The organism is Psychrobacter sp. Arc9, from assembly GCF_041431295.1.
Classification (GTDB): Bacteria; Pseudomonadota; Gammaproteobacteria; order Pseudomonadales; family Moraxellaceae; genus Psychrobacter.
Window position 1 is genome coordinate 198563 of the sequence record NZ_JASMRK010000003.1, and the last position, 22661, is coordinate 221223.

Sequence of the window (22661 nt, forward strand, 5' to 3'; positions counted from 1 at the left end):
TTATATTAAAAAAGGCAAGCATCGTTAACGGTGCTTGCCTTTTTGTTCTACTAGCGATGCCTATTAATTATGTTCAATCATTATTGAGACCATTATTGTGACTGAGCAACTTCCTGTTGGCGCAGCTTTAGCATCAATTTTTGATACCAAGCTAGCTTTTGATAAGCTAACAGCTGCTCTGCCTTTCTTTTGTTGTCTTGCAATGTGGTCGTGTTTTGAATCACGTATACGGTACGTGTGATTTGCTCAAGTGTTTGGCCAGTTTCGCTTTGTATAACAGCCTTGATTGTATGAGCACCTGGCAAAACATCAACAGTAGCAATAGATGCGCTTAAACCTTGTGCAACCTCTTTGTCATCAAAATAAATACGGGCACTATCCCCTACCTGTAACGCAGGCCGAATCTGTACATTAACATCGATATTCTGTACCGGACGACGATAAGCTCTTTCTTCGCTAGGTTCAGTAATGGCTAACTGATAGTTTACTGGCGTGGTCACCTTAGTATTTATCGCAGGCGACTCATTAGTAGTCGCCTGCGACGTATTTGATGATTGGCGACTTGTACTAGAATTGGTTGTCGTATTCAGACTAGCTGACCTGCTCGTATCATTACCTGTCGTAATAGCCATCTGACTGACTTGTTTGCCAGCTTGCTGCTCATAATCCTGTGGACGGTCAGTAAAGGTGACTTGGCCGGTTTGCTCATCGACCACTTTATAAATAGGTGCAGCATTGATAAGAGGTGCACAAAGACTAGCGAGAGCAACCGTAGTCCATAGCGCAACTCTAATCTTACCCTTCAAGAAACTCGGTTTTGCTAATAAAGTCATAATCCATCAACCTAAATAGTGTCTACTATTAATATAATTTTATAAAACTATTATGCGTGAGTTTTGACATGAAATCAGCAGCAATTTCAAAGAAAATTCAGCAATTGGACTGATGTACTTTGTTGATACCCATAAAAAAAACCAGCTAAGAATAACTTAGCTGGTTTTTATGACTCAAAATAAATGAGTGTTTTAGCGACTAATTAGCAGCTATAGTACATGTCAAATTCGACAGGGTGTACAGTTACGTTCAGACGTTGTACTTCTTCTTCTTTCAAAGCGATAAACGCTTCTAGCATGTCCTCAGTGAATACATCGCCTTTTAATAAGAAGTCATGATCGTCACGCAGTGCTTGTAGTGCAACGTCTAAGCTCTCTGCAACCGTTGGGATTTGTGCTTCTTCTTCTGGTGGCAAGTCATACAAGTTTTTGTCAGCAGCTTCGCCTGGATGCATTTTGTTTTGGATACCGTCAAGGCCAGCCATCAATAGTGCAGCAAACGCTAGGTATGGGTTAGCCGTTGGATCAGGGAAACGTGCTTCTACACGTACCGCTTTCGGGCTGCTTACATGTGGAATACGGATAGATGCTGAACGGTTAGATGCTGAATAAGCAAGTTTGATAGGCGCTTCGTAATGTGGTACTAGACGCTTATAGCTGTTCGTTGATGGGTTAGTAATCGCATTCAACGCACGAGCATGCTTGATAATACCGCCAATGAAGTACAATGCTGTTTCAGACAGACCAGCATACTCATCACCAGAGAATGTATTTACGCCGTCTTTTGAGATTGACATATGTACGTGCATACCTGAACCGTTATCACCAACGATTGGTTTAGGCATAAAGGTCGCTGTTTTGCCAAACTGATGCGCAACGTTATGAACAACATATTTCAATTGCTGAACTTCATCCGCTTTACGTACCATCGTGTTGAATGCAACACCGATTTCAGACTGGCAAGAAGCAACTTCATGGTGATGAACTTCAACCGAACCTTCACCAACGATTTCTTCGATGCGTTCACACATAACAGCACGCATATCATGTGAGCTATCGATTGGTGGTACTGGGAAATAGCCGCCTTTCACACGTGGGCGATGCGCCATGTTGCCCCACTCGTAAGTCTCGTTAGTCGACCATGCTGCTTCTTCAGCCGTGATTTTATGACTAACGCCAGACATATCAACTGACCATTTAACATCGTCAAATACAAAGAACTCAGGCTCTGGACCGAAGTAAGCAGTATCACCGATACCAGTAGACTTTAAATACTCTTCAGCGCGACGTGCGATAGAACGTGGGTCACGGTCATAACCTTGTAGCGTTGATGGCTCGATGATATCGCAAGTCACTACCACAGTCACCGCGTCAAAGAACGGGTCAACAAAAGCAGTTTCTGGATCAGGACGCAAGATCATATCTGACGCTTCGATACCTTTCCAACCGGCGATTGATGAGCCATCAAACATTTTGCCATCTTCCATGACATCTTCATCAACGGTATGCGCTGGGAAGCTGATGTGCTGCTCTTTGCCGCGTGTATCAGTAAAGCGAAAATCAACCCATTTAGCATTAGAGGATTGGATAAGATCTAATAGTTTATTCGACATGAATAGTCTCCGTTGTGTTGATCACGTAATTGCGATTTAAAATTATTAATATGATGTTCTTGTCCAAGAATGTCAGATGTGCTCTCAATACTAAAACAGCGCATTCGATATTATGCTTATTATCAGCACTATTTTACGTATTAGTCAAGATGCTCATCTAAAGCGTTTACTCAATCAGACCAATATTTGTGCACATGGTCCAACATACGCCAATTCAATCCTAACGACATTCTAGCAATATATAACTCATAATGCTGAACTCTTCGGGCTCTTGTTAATAATTATTTTTAGACCAGTTTTTTGGCTTTAAAAATAATCATAACAGCAATAATGCAAAGGCTATGCCAATGTATTAACACTCTGATAACAGATATAGTTATAAATAGATTTAATTATCAATATTTACAGTGATTTATACGATTAATATCGTTATATATTCATTAATTCCCATCAAATTAATTTTTAGAATAGCACTTAATTAGAGCACCAGTTGAGAACCAAAGGCACTTAATTGGTGCAAATACAAATATATTTATTATTGAAATGCTATTTTATAGTGCAATGTTAATAGCTGAATTTATAACATTGTCTCTGACTACATTATTTTATGCGTCAAAAAAATAATAAAAAATATGTTTTTACTTGGTGCTTACTTAGATAGCCCGTACCGTTCCAAAAATCTTACTCAAACTTAGTCGATATTAACTAGGTTTGACGTTTTCTTTCTGCTTAATTGTCATGCGCTATTTCTCGTTTGAGATTTAGACTGACCACGACTCCACAGACTTTTTTAATTGGCGATGGAACTCACCGTCCAATAAACAGGATTATGCGGCTGTTAAAATAACGGTCGCATTATTTAAAATATTGATGCTGGCGTTGAGGTCACGGTCATGAGAAACCTGACAGTTAGGGCACAACCACTCACGCATTTTCAATGTTAGCTCATCTTTACTAAGGATATGATTGCAGTTTGAGCAAGTTTTTGAGCTTGGGTAAAAACGCCCAACCGATTTCACAACCTTGCCTTGTTCGTTGGCTTTGTAGATAAGCTGACGCTTAAATTCGAAGAAACCCAAATCACTGATTGCTCTTGATAATCGCCTGTTCTTAACCATACCTTTAACGTTCAAATCCTCAATCGCAATCACATCGAACGTTTTAACCAAATCAGAGGTTATTTTGTGCAAAGAGTCCTGCCTGATACATCTGATTTTATAGTGCAAACGAGAGAGCTTGGTTTTCGCTTTTTCTCTGTTTTTACTGCCTTTTTTAGTGCGACTGAGCGCTTTATTTAGCGTTCTTAGTTTTTTAAGGTTTGTCTTGAGCGGTTTTGGTGCTTTAATTTTGGTGCCGTCCGATAAAACTAACAAGTCGGTAATGCCAAGGTCGATACCAACGCTTTTACCTGTCTTTTTAGTAGGAAGTACAGCTTTTTGTATTTCAACAGCCACACTAACAAACCACTTACCACCACGTTTAGAAATGGTGGCTGACATGATCTTGCCTTCAAATCGCAAAGCTTCTTTTAAGCGAACCCAGCCCAAGTTTGGTATACGAATGGATTTACCTTTGATGGCAAATTGGTCGTTGGATAAACTAAATCTGTCGTCACGGCCTTTTTTACGAGCGGTTGGATATTTCGCTAAGCCTTTAAAGAAGTTGTTATAAGCATCACCCAATTGCATGATTGCCGCTTGCGGAGCACATTTGGTGACCTCTAGCATATAAGGAAATAATTCACGCTTAATGGCGTTCAATTCGCGCCTGAGCTTCGCTTGTGAGGGTGTGTTTAGCTTTTTGGTATCAATTTCAACGCCTGTGACCAAACACGCATCACGGTACGCCTTGTCAAGCGCATACTGCCGTTGCCACTCATGCAAAGCCCAGTTGTAGGCTTTTCTCGCCACGCCACAAGCACGAGCAAGATGATTTGCCTGTACGTTGTTAGGTTTGAGTTCGATTGAGTGACCACGGATCATAATGCTTTTTTAACCGCCTCTATTAATTGTTGGTTTTTCTTGCTACGAGAGCCGTAGAGTCTTGCTGAAAATACGGTGATAATCTCCAATACATCTTGTGCTAATTCTTGCTCAAAACTAAGCTCCTCACCCTCATTGATTATTACCACTTCAACGTCACAAGCCTCACACAACATGAAAATCAGTTCAGCACCAAATCGCAAAAGCCTGTCTTTATGAGTGATCACCAGCCGTTCAACTTTATTGTCCAGTATGTCGTCAAGCAGGTTTTTTAAGCCTTTCTTTTTATAATTCATTCCACTACCAAGATCGGTAATCGTCTCAAAAGTCCAGCCTTGCTTGGCGCAATAAAGTTCCAAAACTTGAGATTAGCGAAGTAAGTCGTCTTTTTGATCACGACTCGATACACGAGCATAAGCAATGGTTTTTCTGTCTAATTTAGGTGGTGTATTCAAAGAATGTGGTCTGATTTCACTTAAATCATATCGCCTATGCCCGTTTTCGGTTCGCTTGTCGACTAACGTACCATCCTCATCCCAACGTCTTAATGTGGATTGAGCAACCCCGAAATGTTTGGCAGCCTCCCCAATACTAACCAGCTTTCCCCTGAGCTTATCTCTATCTTATAATAGAATCTGTATATTATAGGTATAAATGTTTATAACTAGCTATATTGTAGGTAACTGTTCATAACCCTACATTTGATAGAAAACAAAATAGTGGTAAGATAACCGCGCGCAATAACCTCCTCTGTTATAGTCAGAGCTGCTTGTGTTCGGCAATCAAGTGACTCGATAACAGTGAGAACAAATTTCATGTTAAAAATATAATAAAACTGATAAGTTGAAGCCTTAATGATTTTGATGATCGATAATTACGATAGCTTTACGTACAATATCGTACAGTACTTCGGTGAGCTAAAGCAGGACATCACTGTCTGGCGTAATGATCAGGTCAGCATTGAGCAGATTAAAACCCTTGCACCTGATGTGATTGTGATTGGCCCAGGTCCGTGCGATCCTGACCGTGCAGGTATTTCGCTGCAAGCCATTGAGACATTTAAAGGAATTATTCCTATACTGGGTATTTGCTTGGGTCATCAAGCTATCGGTCAAGCCTTTGGCGGTCAAGTGGTCAAAGCTGGCGAAGTCATGCATGGCCGCTTATCAGCTATCTATCACAACGAGCAAGGTGTGTTTGCTGGATTACCTAACCCGTCACAGGTTACGCGCTATCATTCACTCGTCATTGATAAGACGAGCTTGCCAGACTGCCTTGAACTCACCGCATGGACACAGAATGCTGATGGTAGTATTGAAGAAATCATGGGTATTCGCCATAAGGCGTTTGCTGTAGAAGGTGTTCAGTTCCATCCTGAGTCGATATTGAGCGAAGCCGGTTATCAATTGCTCAATAACTTTTTACAGACTCATGGCTTGGCTACTCTGACATCCGATGAGCTACCACAAGTTGGCTAGATTTGACTAAAAGCACCTTGGTAAAAAATGCTGCTTTCATAAGCCTATGCCAAATTTCACACAGATTCATATAAAAAATAATAGTAAGCGAGACCATAATGAGTACGAAAAAAATAGAAGAAACGCACACGCCAGAGAGTATTACAAAATTGTCTGACGAGCAAACACATCAACTGTTAACCACAGCTTTGGGCAGAATATTTCAACACATCGATTTAACTTTTGATGAGATGTATCAAGTGATGCTGATTATCATGCAAGGTAGATGTAGCGACGCTATGATGGGCGCTATCTTGACGGGACTACGTATGAAGGGCGAATCCATTGACGAGATTACTGCTTCAGCCAGCGCCATGCGTGCACTAGCCGCCAATATTGAACCAAAGAACTGTGATTACTTGGTAGATATCGTTGGTACTGGCGGTGATGGTGCTAATCTGTTCAATGTCTCGACTGCATCGGCATTGGTTGTTGCGGCAGCTGGTGCACAAGTTGCTAAGCACGGCAATCGCGGCGTCTCAACCAAATCTGGTAGCTCAGACTTACTTGAGCAAGCAGGTATCAGTCTTGCGCTCACTCCAGAGCAAGCAAAAGACTGTATCGAAAACCAAGGTATCGGGTTTTTATTTGCACCCAATCATCACAGCGCCATGCGTTATGCCAACCCTGTACGCCGTGAATTAAAAGCACGTACCATCTTTAATATTTTGGGCCCATTGACCAACCCTGCTGGCACGCCAAACTTAGTCATCGGTGTATTTACCGCGCAGTTATGTGAGCCGATTGCTAAGGTGATGAAAAACTTAGGCGCACGTCATGTCATGGTAGTAGGCGCAAAAGATGGTCTTGATGAAATCAGTCTTGCGACTTCGACCACAGTCGCTGAGCTAAAAGATGGCGAGATATCAGTCTATGATATGATGCCAGAAGATGCGGGTATCGAGTCCCAAACTCTTATCGGCCTAGATGTCGACTCTCCAGCACAAAGTTTAGATCTGATTCGTGCTGCGCTATCTGGAGCCGACACTCATGACCGTGCCGTACTTAAAGCACGTGATATGATTGCGCTAAATGCAGGTGCCGCGATATACACTGCAGGACTTGCCAGCAACTACCCTAACGGTGTTAGCCGAGCACAAAAAATCATTCAAAATGGTGATGCTTTACTCAAACTTGAGTCTTTAGCCAACTATACCCAACAGCTAGTCGCTCAAGGTTAACTTATAAGCACTTATATACTGTCTATAGTCAAAAAAATCTAAAACGGATACAAGGCAGCCGACCACAGATTGTACAATTCGTACATCTAAGGAGGACAACGCCGTAGCCGCTTAGTAGTTATTAATAGTTTTCTTACTATATTTACATTTAACGATATTCGGATACCAGTATGACCACAACCCATTCAGACATACCGTCAGTGCTACAGCGCATTGTCGCCACCAAAGTAGAAGAAGTAAAAGCCGCTCGCGAAGCATTGTCTCTAGAGGACTTGCAAGCACAGGTCGCAGCTGATGATAAACCGCGTCGAGGTTTTGCCGCGGCATTACGTGCTGCCGGCACTAAAGAAAATGGTATCGGTATCATTGCTGAGATTAAAAAAGCCTCACCGTCTAAAGGCATTATCAATCATAACTTTACCCCTGCTCTATTTGCACAGCAGTATGAGCAAGCGGGCACTAGTTGTCTGTCTGTATTGACCGATCGTGATTACTTTCAGGGCGATGACATCTACCTTATTCAGGCGGCTAATACCTCAAGTCTACCGATATTACGTAAAGACTTTATGATTGATATCTATCAAATCTATCAATCTTACCTAATGGGCGCTGACTGCATCCTACTTATTATGGCTTGCCTAGACGATGCCCAAGTACAAGAGTTACATGCACTCAGTATTGAGCTTGGTATGGACGTATTGATAGAAGTGCATACCCAATCTGAGCTTGAGCGTGCGCTACAATTGCCACGCTCAGAGCACAATATTTATGGTATCAATAACCGTGATTTGAATACCTTTGATGTGGACCTGCAAACCACGCTTGATCTTAAGAATATTTTAAACGACGCACTCGCTGCTGATGCTAATAGCACTGAGCAAAAACCACTTATCGTGACCGAAAGTGGTATTCATAGCAGTGATGATATTCGTCTCATGTTAAATAATGAGATTCAGCACTTTCTAATCGGTGAGCAATTTATGAAAACTGATCATCCAGGGCAAGCGTTACAATCCTTACTTGCGGGCGTCGCAGCAGACGGGTAAAGTAACTCAATAATTTATGTTTCAATAAATGCTCGATAGCTTGAACAATGTCTGCGCTATATACATAGTTCAATCAACCATTCATCAATCAACGATACGTTAACTTTTATGTCAAACTCTCTGTTTTCAAAAGAAATGCAAGACCAGCTTAAAGAACTCAAAGGCCAGCTGAGCAAAGGCCGTGATACTAATTCACCTGAAGGTGAGAACCAAAAGCCAACTGAGCCGGTGTCGCTACCGACTCAAAAGCAAGTAAAAAAGACAGTTAAGCAGCTAGATAGTGAACATATCGATGACGATAAAGTTCTATTTATGCAAGCCATGCACGGTGTCAATCAGCTAGAAGACAAAAATGTCCGCTCACCTGCCAGCGCAACTAGAGCAGGCAAACCTGATGCAGCGACACTATCAAAACGTGCGGCGGCTCAAGGTAGTGAAGCCAGTGATCTAGGCGCAGGCTTGTCAGATATGCAAGCACTACTAAACCCAGTAGCTGCTGAAGCTTATTTGTCTTATAAGCAGCCTACACTGCAAAATAAAATCTTTGATCAGCTCAAAAAAGGCAAGCTACGTTGGTATGATGCGGTAGATATCCATGGCTGTACGATAGAAGAAGCACGTGAAGCGATGACTCAACTGTTGAGCCAAGCCAAGCAGAAAAACGAGACTATGGTAAAAATCGTCCATGGTAAAGGTAGCGAAGCGATTCTAAAAACTTGTATTAACGGCTGGTTACGTCAATTGCCAGAAGTATTAGCTTTTTGCTCTGCTCCACCAAAAGATGGTGGTAACGGTGCTGTACTAGTACTACTTAAAAAACCTAAAGCAGATGGCGAATAGGTCTATTGTTAGTGATACGGTACTATATAAAAAGGACTGCTTATTCGCAGTCCTTTTTTTATCAATCACTTATGGACTAGACATGGACTGCAACAATGTTTCCTTTAATGAATACTCTCTTTAATGTACATTCCATTTAATGTGAGCTTCTCACTTTTTATTAATATATAGACTTGAGCACCTTCTACTTAGCAAAGCGAAAACACTATGAGCATACAGATTATTGAAAATACCAACGAGCTAGAACAGCAAATTGCTGCACTAATTGCCACTGAACCAAGGTTTGCTCCTGTGCATAAACAGGTTGGCACACCTAATCTTAGGCGTAATGCAGGTGGGTTTGAGCAGTTGATGAGAGCGATGGTTGGTCAGCAGTTATCAGTTGCCGCCGCTGCCAGCATTTGGAAACGGTTGGTTGATGCAGAATTGATCACCCCGCAAGCAATACGTGAAGCGACAGACGATACTTTGAAGACGCAAGGATTGTCTAAGCAAAAAACTCGTTATGTACGCTCTTTAGTGGATCATGATATAGACTTTTCAGCATTAGAAACTTTGCCAAATGAAGAAGTCATAACAACCTTGACAGCCGTGACAGGGATTGGACGTTGGACAGCTGAGATGTATTTATTATTTTCGCTAAAACGTACAGACATACTCGCTGTCGATGATTTGGCCATTAAAGTTGCAGCCATGGAGTTGTTAGGCTTAGCAGAGCGCCCAACACCCAAGCAGCTTAAAGATCTAACTCAGCACTGGTCACCTCATCGCAGTGCTGCCAGCCTATTGCTTTGGTCGTACTACGGCTCATTACGTGATAAAACCGCAGTACCTTTATAACTAATAGAGCAAAAAACATAGCTAGTGTTATTCACTACCATTCGTGAGCAAAAAGTCTCTTTTAAGGCTGGTTCCATATAGAAAAGCCAGATTTGTTTTTAGTGTGCTTAAACTTACTTTTTCTTAGCATATGACTTTTATGCTTTAGTGCCTTAAGCGCACCACTTCTGCTGACGGTCGCCATAGAGAATTTGTGGTGACTTGCAACATCATTTTTAGCCTTGTCACTATCTTTACGAATATCAACGCCATCGTCGTTGTAATCTTTCCTGTATACGCTTGTGTTTACTTCCTTGTTATCAGACACTTCATTATTAGCAGAGTTACTACTGTTGTCTGATTCATCTCCTTCTGCTGATTCATCAGTACTACTTCCCACATGATGTTCAAGTTCAGCTTGATTAACAATCAACTGCTGAGTCGGCAATGCATGTTCTACTTTATATTTCGCGACTTTCTTTAATATATCGACAAACAAAGCGTTTTGTTTGTCATAGAACTCAATGATACCAATAGCATTCACATAAGCTTGCAACTGAATAACATAGCAATCTTGGCGCAGCTCCAAAATATTGACCTGATTCCATTCTTGATTGGTCAAATCATGCTCTTTTATAAATTCATCCAAGTCATTAACCATTTTGAATATTACGTCAAGATCAGCGGTACGCTTAATATATAAGTAGTGGAAAAAACGAAACATATCGCGAGAGGTAAAGTTTTCGATCTGCATCGATGAAAAGTCACCATTTGGTACCGTAACAATCGTCCGCGACAAGGTCCGTACACGCGATGAGCGAATACCAATGTCGATAACTGTGCCTTCGTAAGTACCAAACTTACAATAGTCACCGATACGCACAGGTGAATCTGCGACGACGACGACACTACCAACTAAGTTTTCAATTGTCTTTTGCGCACCAAGAGCTAACGCCAAACCACCCACACCCAGTGCGGCAATACCAGTGGTCAAATCAAAACCCAAATTGCCAAAAATAACAATCACTGCAAATATCAGTAATAGCGCTTTGACGACCTTACGCAGCAGTCCCAAAATTGAGACACGCTCAGTATAGTTTTTCTTGTAGCTTAGATTTACCGCTCGGGTAAATATCGCATCGATCACTCGCAATAGTAGCCAAGTCAGCGCCAGCCAAGAAGCGATATCCGTAAAGCGATTGACTGGCTCACGTAGTGTCACCGATACGCCTGCATAAACCATCACTTCTGATAGTATCAATGCCATAATGACCACAGAGAGTGGCAATATTACTTTGTTAGGTAACGGCAATGGCGTACCACGCAAATACGGATAAACAATCCTTAATAAGTGGTATAGCAACCATACCGCGACATAAGTAAGTACAAAGCTAGTCACAATCATGGTGAGCGCGGCGACCAAATCAGCTAGTTGATAGCCAAAAAGCTTTTTGCCATCTAAAGAGTCAACCGTATAGCGCGAGACCAAGGTCGGCTCAGTATTTTCTATCACTTCTGGTACTGAGGTCAGCGTATCGCTAGAGAATTGCCAATATTGCTCATTCTGTTTTGAGACCACCCTTTCTAGCAATAGCGGAACACTTCGCTCCCCGATATTAATCACACCGACATTTTCTTGGCTAGGTGGCAGTTGGTCAGTTAGATTACCCTCAGGTGAGTTACTAATCTGTAGATCCGGCTGAAAACGCCCACCTGCATCTAGTGCCTGTTTAAACTGTCGCACAACGGTCGTTGGGTTATCGGACTTTGATAAGTTGAGATAATTACTTGCCAGCAAATAATCATTTTCACCCAGCGCACTGATAAACCCTTGTACCGTATGACGCGGCGTATCTCGGCCAAAAGAATCAGGCAATGGCGTACTTACTGTCTCTCCACTACTGTCATTACCCACTCCAAGCGCACCAGCCTCGACAGCATAAGCATTATTTGGCAAGGCAATACTCAACAGCATAGTCAGTAATAGCATTGCGACTATAAATGGCATCTTAGTAATAGCAGAGAATAAATTAGGCGAAGGACTGGGAGTCAGATTATGCTTGATAGACAAAACAAACCTCTTAGTTTAAAAATGGCATGATAAATGACAGGTGGCGTCCATACTATAGTAACAATTATTTATAACAGCAGTACTTTTGATTACGCAATTTTGTAGCTAACTGTATTGGTATTTGGTTTCTTACTCTATGTAGGCTTCTAATAGTAGGTGTTTCTAAGGATAGGCTTCTCTTATACAGTGGTATAAATTCCCATAGAATATCTAAGTAAAGTAATTTTTAATAAATCATTTAGCAAACTAACATGAATACCATTCAGCCTACCCTGAATAAACATTAGGTTAAAGTAGTTTATAAAGCAGGTTAATTTGTAGATAATGAGCGCAGTTTTGCTTATATACTGTTTTTTGTAACTTTTGACCCCTTTTACGTCATAATAGTTACCTCTCATTTCTGCATTTTTAACTTGATTACTTTGGAATCGACTATGTCTGTATCACGTGCATCTTCACGTACCTATCTTCGTTTAAGTATTTTGAGCGTTCTTAGTTTACTTGCAGTAAATACTGCAATGGCAGCTACCTCTGAAAATATTTCCATCAACGATAGCAGTTTGCCACAAGTTGAGCTTGATGAAATTGTCGTGACAGCCACTCGCACACCTACTAAGACAAGTAATGTAATTGCGCAAACACGAGTAATCGATAAAGAAGAGTTACAACGTTATCAAGGTCAAACCGTTTTGGACGTACTCAAACGTCAGCCAGGCATTGCTTTTAAACAAAACGGTGGTCTTGGCGCTTCTTCAAACTTTTATATGCGCGGCTACGATAGCAAACAAGTCCTCGTATTGATTGATGGTATACGTTATAGCTCAGTCAGCGCTGGAGGCGCCGCGTTAAACTTGCTACCTGCTGATCAAATTGATCGAATTGAAGTTCTCTATGGAGCATCAGGTTCTAGCATCTACGGTGCGGATGCGATGGGCGGTGTCATTCAAGTATTCACTAAAGGCGGCAATATAGATCGAAGCAGTATGTCAGTTACCGCAGGTATCGGCTCAAACGATCATTATGTATACGGTGCAAGCGCACAACTTGCCAATACTAATGGTACTACATTAAGCCTTTCAGCCAGTCACAACGAAACAGATGGTATCAATGCGACCCGTCCAGATCCCAGTAATCAAAATGACCCTTATAATAAAGACGATGATGGTTTTGAGAGCGACAGTGTAAGCTTAGCAGTCAATCAGCGTTTTAGCGACACGTTACTGACAGGTGCTAGCATCTTGTATAGTAAATCCACTACTGAATATGACGATGGTACTTTTGAAGACGCTCATGCTGATCAAGAAAACGGCGCAGCACAAGCTTATGTCGACTGGCAATATATGCCTGATGCCTCTGTTAAGCTCCAATATGGTCACTCTATTGATAAAAGCGAGTCTTATTCTAAGTATCCAAATGTATTCGATGGTACTCAAGACCAGATTAGCTTAGTTGGTAAAAACAAGCTGCTAGCTGGTGAAGGTGTTTATGGTCTCGAATACCTCACTCAAGACTTAGACAGCACGGCTTACAGTATTGATGACCGTAATGTCAAAAGTGCCTTTGCTGGCTATGTCATCGCCAATGACCGCTTTGATGCACAAGCCAACCTACGCTACGATGATGACTCACGCTATGGTGATGAAACCACCTATAATTTGGGCGGTGCAATGCATCTTAGTCCTGATTTCCGCGTTGGTGCGAGCTATGCTAAAGGCTTCCGCGCACCTGTTTTTAATGATTTAAGCCCTGTATATAGTGGTAACCCCGATCTAAAGCCTGAAACTAGCGACAACTACGAAGCTTTTGCTGAATACAACACTCTGCTACAGTCTACACGTCTCACTGGCTATTATAATGATGTTGAAAATTTAATCAGTTACGTCGCAAGCCCTACGCCTAGCAATCCTTATGCAGGAGCTAGTCAAAATATCAATGAAGCTAAAATCAAAGGTATCTCATTAACTTCTGACTGGGAAATGAACGACTATCTGTTTGGCGGCAGCTATGATTACCAGAAGGCAGAAGACAGTAGTGGCGGAAGTGATGATGGCAACTCTCTTCCCTACCGTCCTGAACACAAGGGCTTGGTATATGTCGGATACCGTCTGCCAAGTTTAGATATACGCGCTGAATATCAGTATGTAGGGGACTATTACAGCAGAATTACCAATACTGACTCTCAATTTGTAGACAACTATGGATTGCTGAACATCAGTGGTAACTACAAACTTACTGATAATTTGTCTATGACTGCACGTCTAAACAACATCACTAACGAAGATTATATAACAGATATTGGCTATAATACTGACGGTATTAACTACTTTACCTCTCTAACCTACAACTGGTACTAAGTTTAACTTAGTCTGATTAAAACCATCTGAACTAAAATAAAAAAGGTCATCTAAAGGTGGCCTTTTTTATGGCTATAGATTCCTGTTTAAAGTTTTATCTGCATAAGCCGTCAGCTATTTATCTCAGTCAATAGGTGACAATTAACCACTCATCTATTACAATAACGACCTCCGAGAGGTGTTGCGCCATAATAGTGATTTACTGCATTAACATTCTATAGTTATGCAATCACAGGTTATGTTAGGCTCGGTTAACTGTCGAGAGTCCATATTTTTGGTCGCTCACAGCGCAAACAACGGCACCTGCGTTTTTATTCTTTTTATCATTCGTTAACCACTGATAGGAGCATATTATGGACGCAGTGTCTACTACACCATCTGCCCATACGATCGATCCCTCTTTCACTGACTACAAAGTCGCTGACATCAGCCTTGCTGATTACGGCCGCCGTGAAATTACCCTTGCTGAAGCCGAAATGCCTGCCCTAATGGGTTTGCGTCGTCGCTACGAAGCAGACCAGCCGCTTAAAGGCGCGAAAATCGCTGGCTGTATCCACATGACCATTCAGACAGCCGTACTTATCGAGACACTAGTCGCGCTTGGTGCTGAAGTACGCTGGACATCATGTAATATCTTCTCAACCCAAGACCATGCTGCTGCTGCGATTGCTGCTGCTGGTATCTCTGTCTATGCTTGGAAAGGCGAAACAGAAGAAGAGTATGAATGGTGCCTACGTCAGCAAGTACATGTTGACGGCGAAGCATCAGGCCAACTGTGGGATGCTAACTTAATCTTGGATGATGGCGGTGATTTGACTGCTTTGATTCACAATGATTATGCAGAGCTTCTTGATAACATCCACGGTATTTCAGAAGAGACCACCACTGGCGTTCATCGCTTGGTTGAGATGCTTGGTAAAGGTACGCTTAAAGTACCAGCCATCAACGTCAACGATGCAGTTACCAAGTCTAAAAACGATAACAAATACGGTTGCCGTCATAGCTTAAACGATGCTATCAAACGCGCTACCGATATGTTCCTTGCTGGTCGCCGCGCTTTAGTTATCGGTTATGGTGATGTAGGCAAAGGCTCTACACAAAGCTTACGCCAAGAAGGCATGATCGTACGTGTTTCAGAAGTTGACCCTATCTGTGCGATGCAGGCATGTATGGACGGCTTTGAAGTATTATCACCATACATCGACGGTGACAACACGGGCGGCGCAGCCAGCATCAACAAGCGCTTGCTTGAAGACACTGACATGATCGTCACGACTACTGGTAACTACCATGTTTGTGATAGACATATGCTAGCAGCCCTTAAGCCTGGTGCTGTGGTATGTAACATTGGTCACTTTGACACCGAAATCGACACTCAGTTTATGCGTGATAACTGGCGCTGGGTTGAGATCAAGCCACAAGTGCATCAAATCTTCCGCTCAGACGATGAAAACGATTATCTAATCTTGCTTGCTGAAGGTCGCCTAGTAAACCTAGGTAACGCAACTGGTCACCCATCACGCGTGATGGACGGCTCATTTGCCAACCAAGTATTGGCTCAAATGTATCTGTTCGAAGAAAAATTCGCTGACTTGCCAGCTGACCAACGTACTGACAACCTATACGTAAAAGTATTGCCTAAAAAGTTAGACGAAGAAGTAGCCGCTGCGATGGTTGCAGGCTTTAACGGTACGCTAACCAAGCTGACCCAAAAACAAGCTGAGTATTTGGGTGTGCCTGTCGAAGGTCCGTTCAAGCCTGACGCTTATAAATACTAAAAGGAGCTAGCCTGTGAGTAAGCCTGCTTTCTCCTTTGAGTTCTTTCCTGCAAAGACCGAGCAAGGTCACGAAAAGCTTCTCAGCACTTATGATGAGCTTAATAAGTTGTCACCAGCTTATTTTTCGGTAACTTATGGTGCGGGCGGTTCAACCCGTAGCCGTACTTTAGATATCGTACAGGCACTAAGTACGCGTGGTACCACTGAAATCGCGCCGCATATGTCTTGTATTGGTGATGACAAAAGTGAAATCGCTGAATTGCTCGAGTATTATAAGACTTTAGGTATTAGACGCTTAGTAGCGCTACGCGGCGACTTGCCATCAGGTCAGGTGGGCATGGGTGAGCTACCATTTGCGGTAGATTTGGTAAAGTACATTCGTGAATATTCGGGTGATCACTTCCATATCGAAGTGGCCTCCTACCCTGAAATGCACCCACAAGCGCGTAGCTTTGAGTTTGATATCGATAATCTGGTAAATAAATACCAAGCTGGTGCCAATGCGTCGATTACCCAGTTTTTTTACAACGCTGACAGCTATTTGTACTTGCGTGATAAGTTAGAGAAACGCGGTATTGATACAGTAGCTCAGCCTTTGGTCGCTGGTATCATGCCAATTACCAATTCGAGCAATCTCTTGCGTTTTGCTGATAGCTGTGGCGCTGATATTCCGCGCTATGTACGCAAACAGTTGACGGATTTTGGTGATGATCGTAAGGCTATTCGTGAGTTTGGCTTTGATGTGGTTTATCGCTTGTGTGAACGCTTGATTGCCGAGGGCGTACCCGCTATGCATTTTTATAGCATGAACAAAGTTGAGCCAAACAAACGCTTAGTAGAAGCTTTGGGATTGACCGCTTAAACTTGTAAGCATTCTAAAATATCCCTTCATCATTCCTGAATACATTATTAATAACTGGCGCTTCTAGGAGCGCCAGTTTTTTATTGTCAAAATTTTGACCAATAATCCTTTACCGTTTTATTCATACACTTTATCTTATTTGATTTTTAAAAATTTCTTCACTGTGTAATAATGCTGCTCTAAAAATAATTTTCTTTATTAAGAAAAATTCTCATAAAACAAATGTCATTAATTGTCTCAAGTGATATTCTATAGATCTAATAATAACTATACTCAATCAAATAATAGGAATAAGACCACGTGCGACGTTTTTTTTATGCCATTAACAACGACAATGCTGATGCCTCAGCACTACCTAAATTGGGTGAGTTGCCACTAGGTAGCAATGTCGAATTACCCGATAGTGTAGTTCATCACTGGTGCCGTGTATTACGAGCCAACATTGGTGATCAAGGGATTTTGTTCGATGGATTTGGTGGCGAATATATAGTAGAGCTACAGGCAATCAGTAAAAAAAATGCCACTGCTACTTTGCTTACACATATAGACGACGATCGTACGCCGCCTACTATCACTCAGATTGGTTTGGTAATGAGCCGCGGTGAGCGTATGGACTATGCTATCCAAAAAGCAACTGAGCTTGGAGTGACTGCCATTCAGTTGCTCAGCAGCCACCATGGCGAAGTCACATTAAAACCTGCTCAAGTTGAAAAGAAACTGGCGCACTGGCAACAAGTGGCCATCGCTGCTTGTGAACAATGCGGCCTTAATCGCCCACCTCTTATTCTTGCGCCACAATCAATCAACGAATGGCTAAGCAATACCAATTCTGATGCTAAGACTACTGATGCTAAGACTACTGATGCTAAGACTACTGAGGCTATGGCTACTGACGTTACAAAGACGCAAATGGCTGTCAGTTCTATCGTTTCTGTGCTTAGTCATGATTCTTACTATCAAGTATTAGCAAACGCTCCAGATCTATGTATGCAGATGAGCGTACCAGCAGCAGGACAACCTGCCATGCCTAGTGCTCTACCTGATGTGCTTAAAAAACAAACTCCTTATATTAAACTACTGATTGGACCTGAAGGAGGTTTAAGTAGTGATGAGTGTAAACAAGCAAATAATGTTGGCTTTATACCGTGGCAAATTGGTACAAGAGTGTTACGCACTGAGACCGCACCAGTGGTTGCTTTGTCTACTATATCCGCCTTGTATAGCTGGAAACGATAACCAATAATAATAGTCATTATCATTAATAAATTTAAAAGTAGAACTTTTGTTTTACATTTTGTAGACTTAAAAGTGATCTTAGCTCAATGTTGAGAAGTTGAATCACCATATTTATTTTTATAAGCCATTATTTTATAAGCCATTATTTTGTGAGCCATTATTATGAGCGATTTTGACACTATCCCAGCATCGATTAAGCAACGGTTAATGACCGAACTGTGTGAGAGAATTGAAGATGCCATATTTATACTAGACGAAAATCTACGTTATTTATCTGTCAATCCTAGCTATGAGCTTTTGATTGGCTACAAAGAAGAGTTTTTAATCGGTCGTCCACTTGGTATATATGCTGCTGAATTTTTATCAGAAGCAGAGCAAGTAATTCTAAAAGATATCAAGAAAAACTTAAACGAACATGGTTTTTATGAACTTGATTTTTCGATGGCCAACCGTTATGGACAGAATATTGACTGTCATATTACTTATCGCAGAATTTATATAGATCAAATGGCTTATCATATTGGTATGCTGCGTGATATGTCTGCAGTTATTAAAGATCAAAAACAGGTCGCCCATTTACTCAACTATGATCAGCTCACAGGTCTCCCTAACCGCAAGGTATTTTTGAGTCAGACAAGTGACATGCTATTGGATAGTTACCAAGAGGTTGTCCTTGTACGCTTAAACATTGACCGTTATCGCAATCTTGCCAGCCTATTAGGGCCTGATGGTGCCAATGATTTAATAAAAAACTTTGCAGAAGGAGTCGAAAAGCTCAAACTGCATAATTTACGCTCCTTTTCTCACTTTGGGGGTGATGATTTTGCGCTATTATTTGAAGTTAAAGATGCCAATATGGTACGTCATCAGCTAGACACACTCATGCAAATGTGTGAGCGTCCCTTCTCTACTGACAAGAGCCATGCGACAGATGCAAATATCTATTACCATATTTCTGTGGGTGTGAGCCGTTTTCCAAAAGACGATAACGAAGTAACGGGTTTATTGACCAAAGCAGAAAAAGCATTGGACTATGTCAAGCAGCATGGAGGCGATGATATACGTTGGTACGATGAGGCCATTGAAAGCGCTACCGCTGGCAGTTTAGAGTTAGAGTCTGAGCTTAGGACTGCTACCATTGAAGGTCAATTTGTTCCTTATTATCAGCCAAAGTTCTCATTAGAGACTGGAGCTATCACAGGTTTTGAAGCATTGGTACGTTGGCAACACCCTACTCGCGGATTACTCAAGCCCGTTCATTTTATCAATGCCATTATCGCGCACAAGCTCTCCTTTGATTTGTTTTCGCAACTGGCCATTAAAATCGTCAAACAATTAGCCGTTTGGCAACAGCAAGGGTTTCATCAACACGTCTGTATCAACGCTGATGCTGCTGAGTTTAGCCACCCTGACTTCTTTGATATGGTGAGTACACTACTGACCGAGAATGACGTTGCTGCTGATCAGTTGCATATCGAAATGACCGAGTCGTCTTTGATTCAGCGTCATGATAATGTAAAAAAACAGCTTAACTCGCTTAGAGAGCTTGGCGTACGTCTAGCGCTCGATGATTTCGGTACTGGTTATGCGTCATTGAGCTACTTGCAAGAATATCCATTTGATTTTATCAAGATTGATAAGAGCTTTATCTCCAATATTGAAACCGATCGTACCCAGCACGCGATTGTAAAAGCCATTTTAGACTTAGCAGTCGCTTTAGACATGCAGGTCGTTGCTGAAGGTATTGAAACTGAGCAGCAGCGCGATGTGTTGTTAGATATGGGTTGCAAAATTGGTCAGGGCTATTGGTTTAGCAAACCCGTGGCTGCTGATGTTGCCACTGCGATGCTGATTCAACAAAACGCTTCTGAGTAAATGCTAAGCTATTCGCTATAACTTATTAACCATAAGCTACTATGTTCAGACTCCTAACATACGAGCATATTTAATGTTTATCACGCTTATATCTGTGAAATAACTTACATGCTCGGTTCTACCAAAGAATGTTGTAATTTATACTAATGCGTTTGTCTTTCTGGCGAACGCTATTTTTTTGACTGTCGTTTTTTCATGTTAATACTGGTCATATAGAGGACTATCTGTCTTAGTAACGTTAGAGTTTTCATATGCTTAATGATGCTATTTCCTAGCGCCTAACGTCGATTGCATAACCGATGCAAGATAGGTTCATGACTTATCAGTCCTGTCACCAAACTTGTATAATCACCTATGAAAGCCTATCTTTTATAGTGAATTTGTTAGAGCACATTTAATCTCTCATTGACTCTGACAATCACCACTCTTTTCAACACTATTTTATGTAATCGATAGCATGGTTGACCTGCTTGACTGTTTATCCTTTATTTAGATTTTCAGATTGGCTAGGTAAGAATAACGCACTAGAGGATAGTGCGACCATATGCTCATTATTAGCTATGATCGGTTACATTCCAAAAAGGACAGGAAGTTATGCAATACAAAGCGCCCTTACGTGATATCCAATTCGTTATGCATGAACTACTCGATAGTGAAAGCCACTACAAAACTTTGCCTGCGTTCCAAGAAGCTGACCGCGAGCTAATGGACAGCCTATTTGAAATGGCTGCAAGCTTTGCTGAAAACGAACTGTCACCATTGAACCAAAGCGGTGATGCTGAAGGCTGTAAGTTTGATAATGGTAAGGTCACCACGCCAAAAGGCTTTAAAGAAGCTTATGACGCGTATTGTGAGCTTGGCTTCCCTGCTTTATCTGCTGAAGAAGATTTTGGCGGTCAAAACATGCCGTTCTCATTATCTACTGTCATCAATGAAATGGTTGGTACGGCTAACTGGTCATTCTCTATGTACCCTGGCCTATCACATGGTGCTATTCAAACCATCGAGCATCATGGTACTGACGAGCAAAAACAAACCTATTTAGAAAAAATGGTCACGGGCGAATGGTCAGGCACCATGTGTCTTACAGAAGCGCATGCTGGTTCTGACTTGGGTATTATCCGTACCAAAGCTGAGCCTAAAGAAGATGGTAGCTATAGCATCACGGGTCAAAAGATTTTCATCTCTGCCGGTGAGCATGACCTAACTAGCAACATTATCCATATTGTATTGGCTCGTCTACCAGGCGCACCTGCTGGCACCAAAGGTATCTCACTATTTATCGTTCCTAAAATGACGGTAAACGCAGATGGTAGCATTGGCGAAAGCAACAATGTCGTTTGTGGCTCTATCGAACACAAAATGGGTATCAAGGCCTCTGCAACTTGTGTCATGAACTTCGATGGTGCAACGGGTTACTTGATTGGACCTGAAAACCGCGGCCTACAGTGCATGTTCACCTTTATGAACGTGGCCCGTATCGGTACTGCTGTGCAAGGTTTGACTGCAGCAGAGTATGCGTTTCAAGGTTCATTGACTTATGCAAAAGACCGCTTAGCGATGCGTTCACTATCAGGTACGAAAGCACCAGAAAAAGCCGCTGATCCTATCATTGTACATCCAGCAGTTCGTAACATGTTGTTGACTGAAAAAGCCTTTGCTGAAGGTGGTCGTGCGCTAGTTTATTATCTCTCACACTTTGCAGATACCGTTGCAAAAGGCGAAGGCGAAGAGTTGAAGTTTGCTGACCAAATGTTATCACTACTGACACCAATTGCTAAAGCGTTCTTGACTGAAACAGGTTTAGAAGCTGCTAACCATGGTATTCAGGTTTATGGTGGTCATGGTTTCGTTAGCGAATGGGGTATGGAGCAGAACGTACGTGATACGCGCATCTCTTGCTTATACGAAGGTACCACAGAGATTCAAGCACTTGACTTGTTAGGCCGTAAAGTCTTGGGTTCACAAGGTAAGCTACTTGCTAACTTTGTAAACGTTATCAAAGAATTCTGTGAAGAAAACAAAGAAAATGACGAGATGGGTCAGTTCATTCGCCCACTTGCCAAGCATCTTAAAGAATGGGGCGATTTAACTGCACGCATCGGCATGCAAGCAACTGAAACGCCAGACGCTGTCGGCGGCGCTGCAGTAGACTATATGTATTTCAGTGGTTATGTCACCCTAGCCTACTTATGGGCACGTATGGCACTGGTTGCTCAGACTGCTATCGCAAACGGTACTGGCGAAAAAGCATTCTATGACGCTAAAGTTAAAACGGCTCAGTTCTACTTTGCTAAGCTATTGCCACGTACGACTACGCACGTACAGCGTATCAGCACTGGTGTAGAGCCATACATGAGCATGGACGTTGATCAGTTTGCCTTTTAATTAAAGCGCTAAACTTCGCTATCGTATAATCTTGAGCGGCAATATACTTCGGTGTGTTGCCGCTTTATTTTGCGCGTGCTTATGACAACTATCAACATAGTTTTGACTATAGCAACTGTCTATAAGTACCGACCCGCCTACCTTCTCACATTATAGTTATCAGCAAGGTGTCTATAAGCACTTCAATAGCCGTTGCTAACTTTTGGTGTACGCACAATTCACGAAGAAATACACTCGCTCACAAGCTTATTTGTTAAACTTTGATT

General features: G+C 41.9%; 15 protein-coding genes and 1 pseudogene. 11 read left to right on the forward strand and 5 right to left on the reverse strand.

Annotated features, from left to right (window positions below; all coding sequences use genetic code 11):
* Positions 1 to 92: 92 nt before the first annotated feature.
* The 4 genes and pseudogenes from QO187_RS03085 to QO187_RS03100 form a co-directional block, all read right to left on the reverse strand.
* Positions 93 to 833, reverse strand: a complete 741-nt coding sequence (locus QO187_RS03085) for a DUF4124 domain-containing protein (protein WP_371547163.1) — start codon at positions 831 to 833, stop codon at positions 93 to 95.
* A 203-nt stretch (positions 834 to 1036) separates the two neighbouring features.
* Complete coding sequence (gene glnA / locus QO187_RS03090; RefSeq protein ID WP_057760355.1) at positions 1037 to 2446, reverse strand: type I glutamate--ammonia ligase; 1410 nt, start codon at positions 2444 to 2446, stop codon at positions 1037 to 1039.
* Between the two features lie 827 nt (positions 2447 to 3273).
* Positions 3274 to 4428: an RNA-guided endonuclease InsQ/TnpB family protein gene (locus QO187_RS03095; RefSeq protein ID WP_371547166.1), complete on the reverse strand. Its 1155-nt coding sequence runs from the start codon at positions 4426 to 4428 to the stop codon at positions 3274 to 3276.
* Positions 4425 to 5027, reverse strand: a pseudogene (locus QO187_RS03100) (IS607 family transposase). The gene QO187_RS03095 and the pseudogene QO187_RS03100 overlap by 4 nt, the downstream one beginning before the upstream one ends.
* A 255-nt stretch (positions 5028 to 5282) precedes the next feature.
* Between QO187_RS03100 and QO187_RS03105 the strand changes: the two are divergent.
* From QO187_RS03105 to QO187_RS03125, 5 genes are all read left to right on the forward strand, one after another.
* Entirely contained in the window at positions 5283 to 5906 is a 624-nt protein-coding gene (locus tag QO187_RS03105; protein WP_191113661.1) for an aminodeoxychorismate/anthranilate synthase component II, read from the forward strand.
* A 98-nt stretch (positions 5907 to 6004) separates the two neighbouring features.
* A complete protein-coding gene (gene trpD, locus QO187_RS03110) occupies positions 6005 to 7126 on the forward strand; it encodes an anthranilate phosphoribosyltransferase (RefSeq protein ID WP_371547169.1) in 1122 nt (373 codons plus the stop codon).
* Positions 7127 to 7296: 170 nt separating this feature from the next.
* Positions 7297 to 8172 (forward strand): indole-3-glycerol phosphate synthase TrpC, encoded by an 876-nt coding sequence (trpC, locus tag QO187_RS03115; protein ID WP_371547172.1) that lies wholly within the window; start codon positions 7297 to 7299, stop codon positions 8170 to 8172.
* Positions 8173 to 8280: 108 nt separating this feature from the next.
* Positions 8281 to 9012: a Smr/MutS family protein gene (locus tag QO187_RS03120; RefSeq protein WP_102093003.1), complete on the forward strand. Its 732-nt coding sequence runs from the start codon at positions 8281 to 8283 to the stop codon at positions 9010 to 9012.
* Positions 9013 to 9219: 207 nt separating this feature from the next.
* Entirely contained in the window at positions 9220 to 9852 is a 633-nt protein-coding gene (locus tag QO187_RS03125) for a DNA-3-methyladenine glycosylase (protein WP_102093002.1), read from the forward strand.
* A 61-nt stretch (positions 9853 to 9913) separates the two neighbouring features.
* On the opposite strand, the gene QO187_RS03130 is transcribed toward QO187_RS03125, so the two are convergent.
* Positions 9914 to 11839 (reverse strand): mechanosensitive ion channel family protein, encoded by a 1926-nt coding sequence (locus QO187_RS03130; protein WP_371547192.1) that lies wholly within the window; start codon positions 11837 to 11839, stop codon positions 9914 to 9916.
* Positions 11840 to 12336: 497 nt separating this feature from the next.
* Here QO187_RS03130 and QO187_RS03135 point away from each other — a divergent pair, with 497 nt between their 5' ends.
* The 6 genes from QO187_RS03135 to QO187_RS03160 all read left to right on the forward strand — a co-directional run bounded on the left by QO187_RS03135 (position 12337) and on the right by QO187_RS03160 (position 22395).
* Complete coding sequence (locus QO187_RS03135) at positions 12337 to 14256, forward strand: TonB-dependent siderophore receptor (RefSeq protein WP_102093000.1); 1920 nt, start codon at positions 12337 to 12339, stop codon at positions 14254 to 14256.
* Positions 14257 to 14609: 353 nt separating this feature from the next.
* Complete coding sequence (gene ahcY, locus QO187_RS03140) at positions 14610 to 16034, forward strand: adenosylhomocysteinase (RefSeq protein ID WP_102092999.1); 1425 nt, start codon at positions 14610 to 14612, stop codon at positions 16032 to 16034.
* A 13-nt stretch (positions 16035 to 16047) separates the two neighbouring features.
* Positions 16048 to 16896 carry a methylenetetrahydrofolate reductase [NAD(P)H] gene (gene metF / locus QO187_RS03145; RefSeq protein ID WP_102092998.1) on the forward strand — a complete coding sequence of 283 codons (849 nt, stop codon included), beginning with the start codon at positions 16048 to 16050 and terminating at the stop codon, positions 16894 to 16896.
* A gap of 300 nt (positions 16897 to 17196) precedes the next feature.
* Entirely contained in the window at positions 17197 to 18132 is a 936-nt protein-coding gene (locus QO187_RS03150; RefSeq protein WP_102092997.1) for a 16S rRNA (uracil(1498)-N(3))-methyltransferase, read from the forward strand.
* 162 nt (positions 18133 to 18294) lie between these two features.
* Positions 18295 to 20007 (forward strand): putative bifunctional diguanylate cyclase/phosphodiesterase, encoded by a 1713-nt coding sequence (locus QO187_RS03155; protein ID WP_371547178.1) that lies wholly within the window; start codon positions 18295 to 18297, stop codon positions 20005 to 20007.
* A gap of 594 nt (positions 20008 to 20601) precedes the next feature.
* Positions 20602 to 22395, forward strand: coding sequence for an acyl-CoA dehydrogenase C-terminal domain-containing protein (locus QO187_RS03160; RefSeq protein WP_102092995.1), 1794 nt, complete (start codon positions 20602 to 20604; stop codon positions 22393 to 22395).
* The last annotated feature ends 266 nt before the right edge of the window (positions 22396 to 22661 follow it).

What these genes read in the sequence shown, in the direction of transcription:
- QO187_RS03085 (WP_371547163.1), bottom strand. Translation starts at nt 833, where the DNA reads ATGACTTTATTAGCAAAACCGAGTTTCTTGAAGGGTAAGATTAGAGTT.
- glnA (WP_057760355.1), bottom strand. Translation starts at nt 2,446, where the DNA reads ATGTCGAATAAACTATTAGATCTTATCCAATCCTCTAATGCTAAATGG.
- QO187_RS03095 (WP_371547166.1), bottom strand. Translation starts at nt 4,428, where the DNA reads ATGATCCGTGGTCACTCAATCGAACTCAAACCTAACAACGTACAGGCA.
- QO187_RS03105 (WP_191113661.1), top strand. Translation starts at nt 5,283, where the DNA reads ATGATTTTGATGATCGATAATTACGATAGCTTTACGTACAATATCGTA.
- trpD (WP_371547169.1), top strand. Translation starts at nt 6,005, where the DNA reads ATGAGTACGAAAAAAATAGAAGAAACGCACACGCCAGAGAGTATTACA.
- trpC (WP_371547172.1), top strand. Translation starts at nt 7,297, where the DNA reads ATGACCACAACCCATTCAGACATACCGTCAGTGCTACAGCGCATTGTC.
- QO187_RS03120 (WP_102093003.1), top strand. Translation starts at nt 8,281, where the DNA reads ATGTCAAACTCTCTGTTTTCAAAAGAAATGCAAGACCAGCTTAAAGAA.
- QO187_RS03125 (WP_102093002.1), top strand. Translation starts at nt 9,220, where the DNA reads ATGAGCATACAGATTATTGAAAATACCAACGAGCTAGAACAGCAAATT.
- QO187_RS03130 (WP_371547192.1), bottom strand. Translation starts at nt 11,839, where the DNA reads ATGCCATTTATAGTCGCAATGCTATTACTGACTATGCTGTTGAGTATT.
- QO187_RS03135 (WP_102093000.1), top strand. Translation starts at nt 12,337, where the DNA reads ATGTCTGTATCACGTGCATCTTCACGTACCTATCTTCGTTTAAGTATT.
- ahcY (WP_102092999.1), top strand. Translation starts at nt 14,610, where the DNA reads ATGGACGCAGTGTCTACTACACCATCTGCCCATACGATCGATCCCTCT.
- QO187_RS03155 (WP_371547178.1), top strand. Translation starts at nt 18,295, where the DNA reads ATGAGCGATTTTGACACTATCCCAGCATCGATTAAGCAACGGTTAATG.
- QO187_RS03160 (WP_102092995.1), top strand. Translation starts at nt 20,602, where the DNA reads ATGCAATACAAAGCGCCCTTACGTGATATCCAATTCGTTATGCATGAA.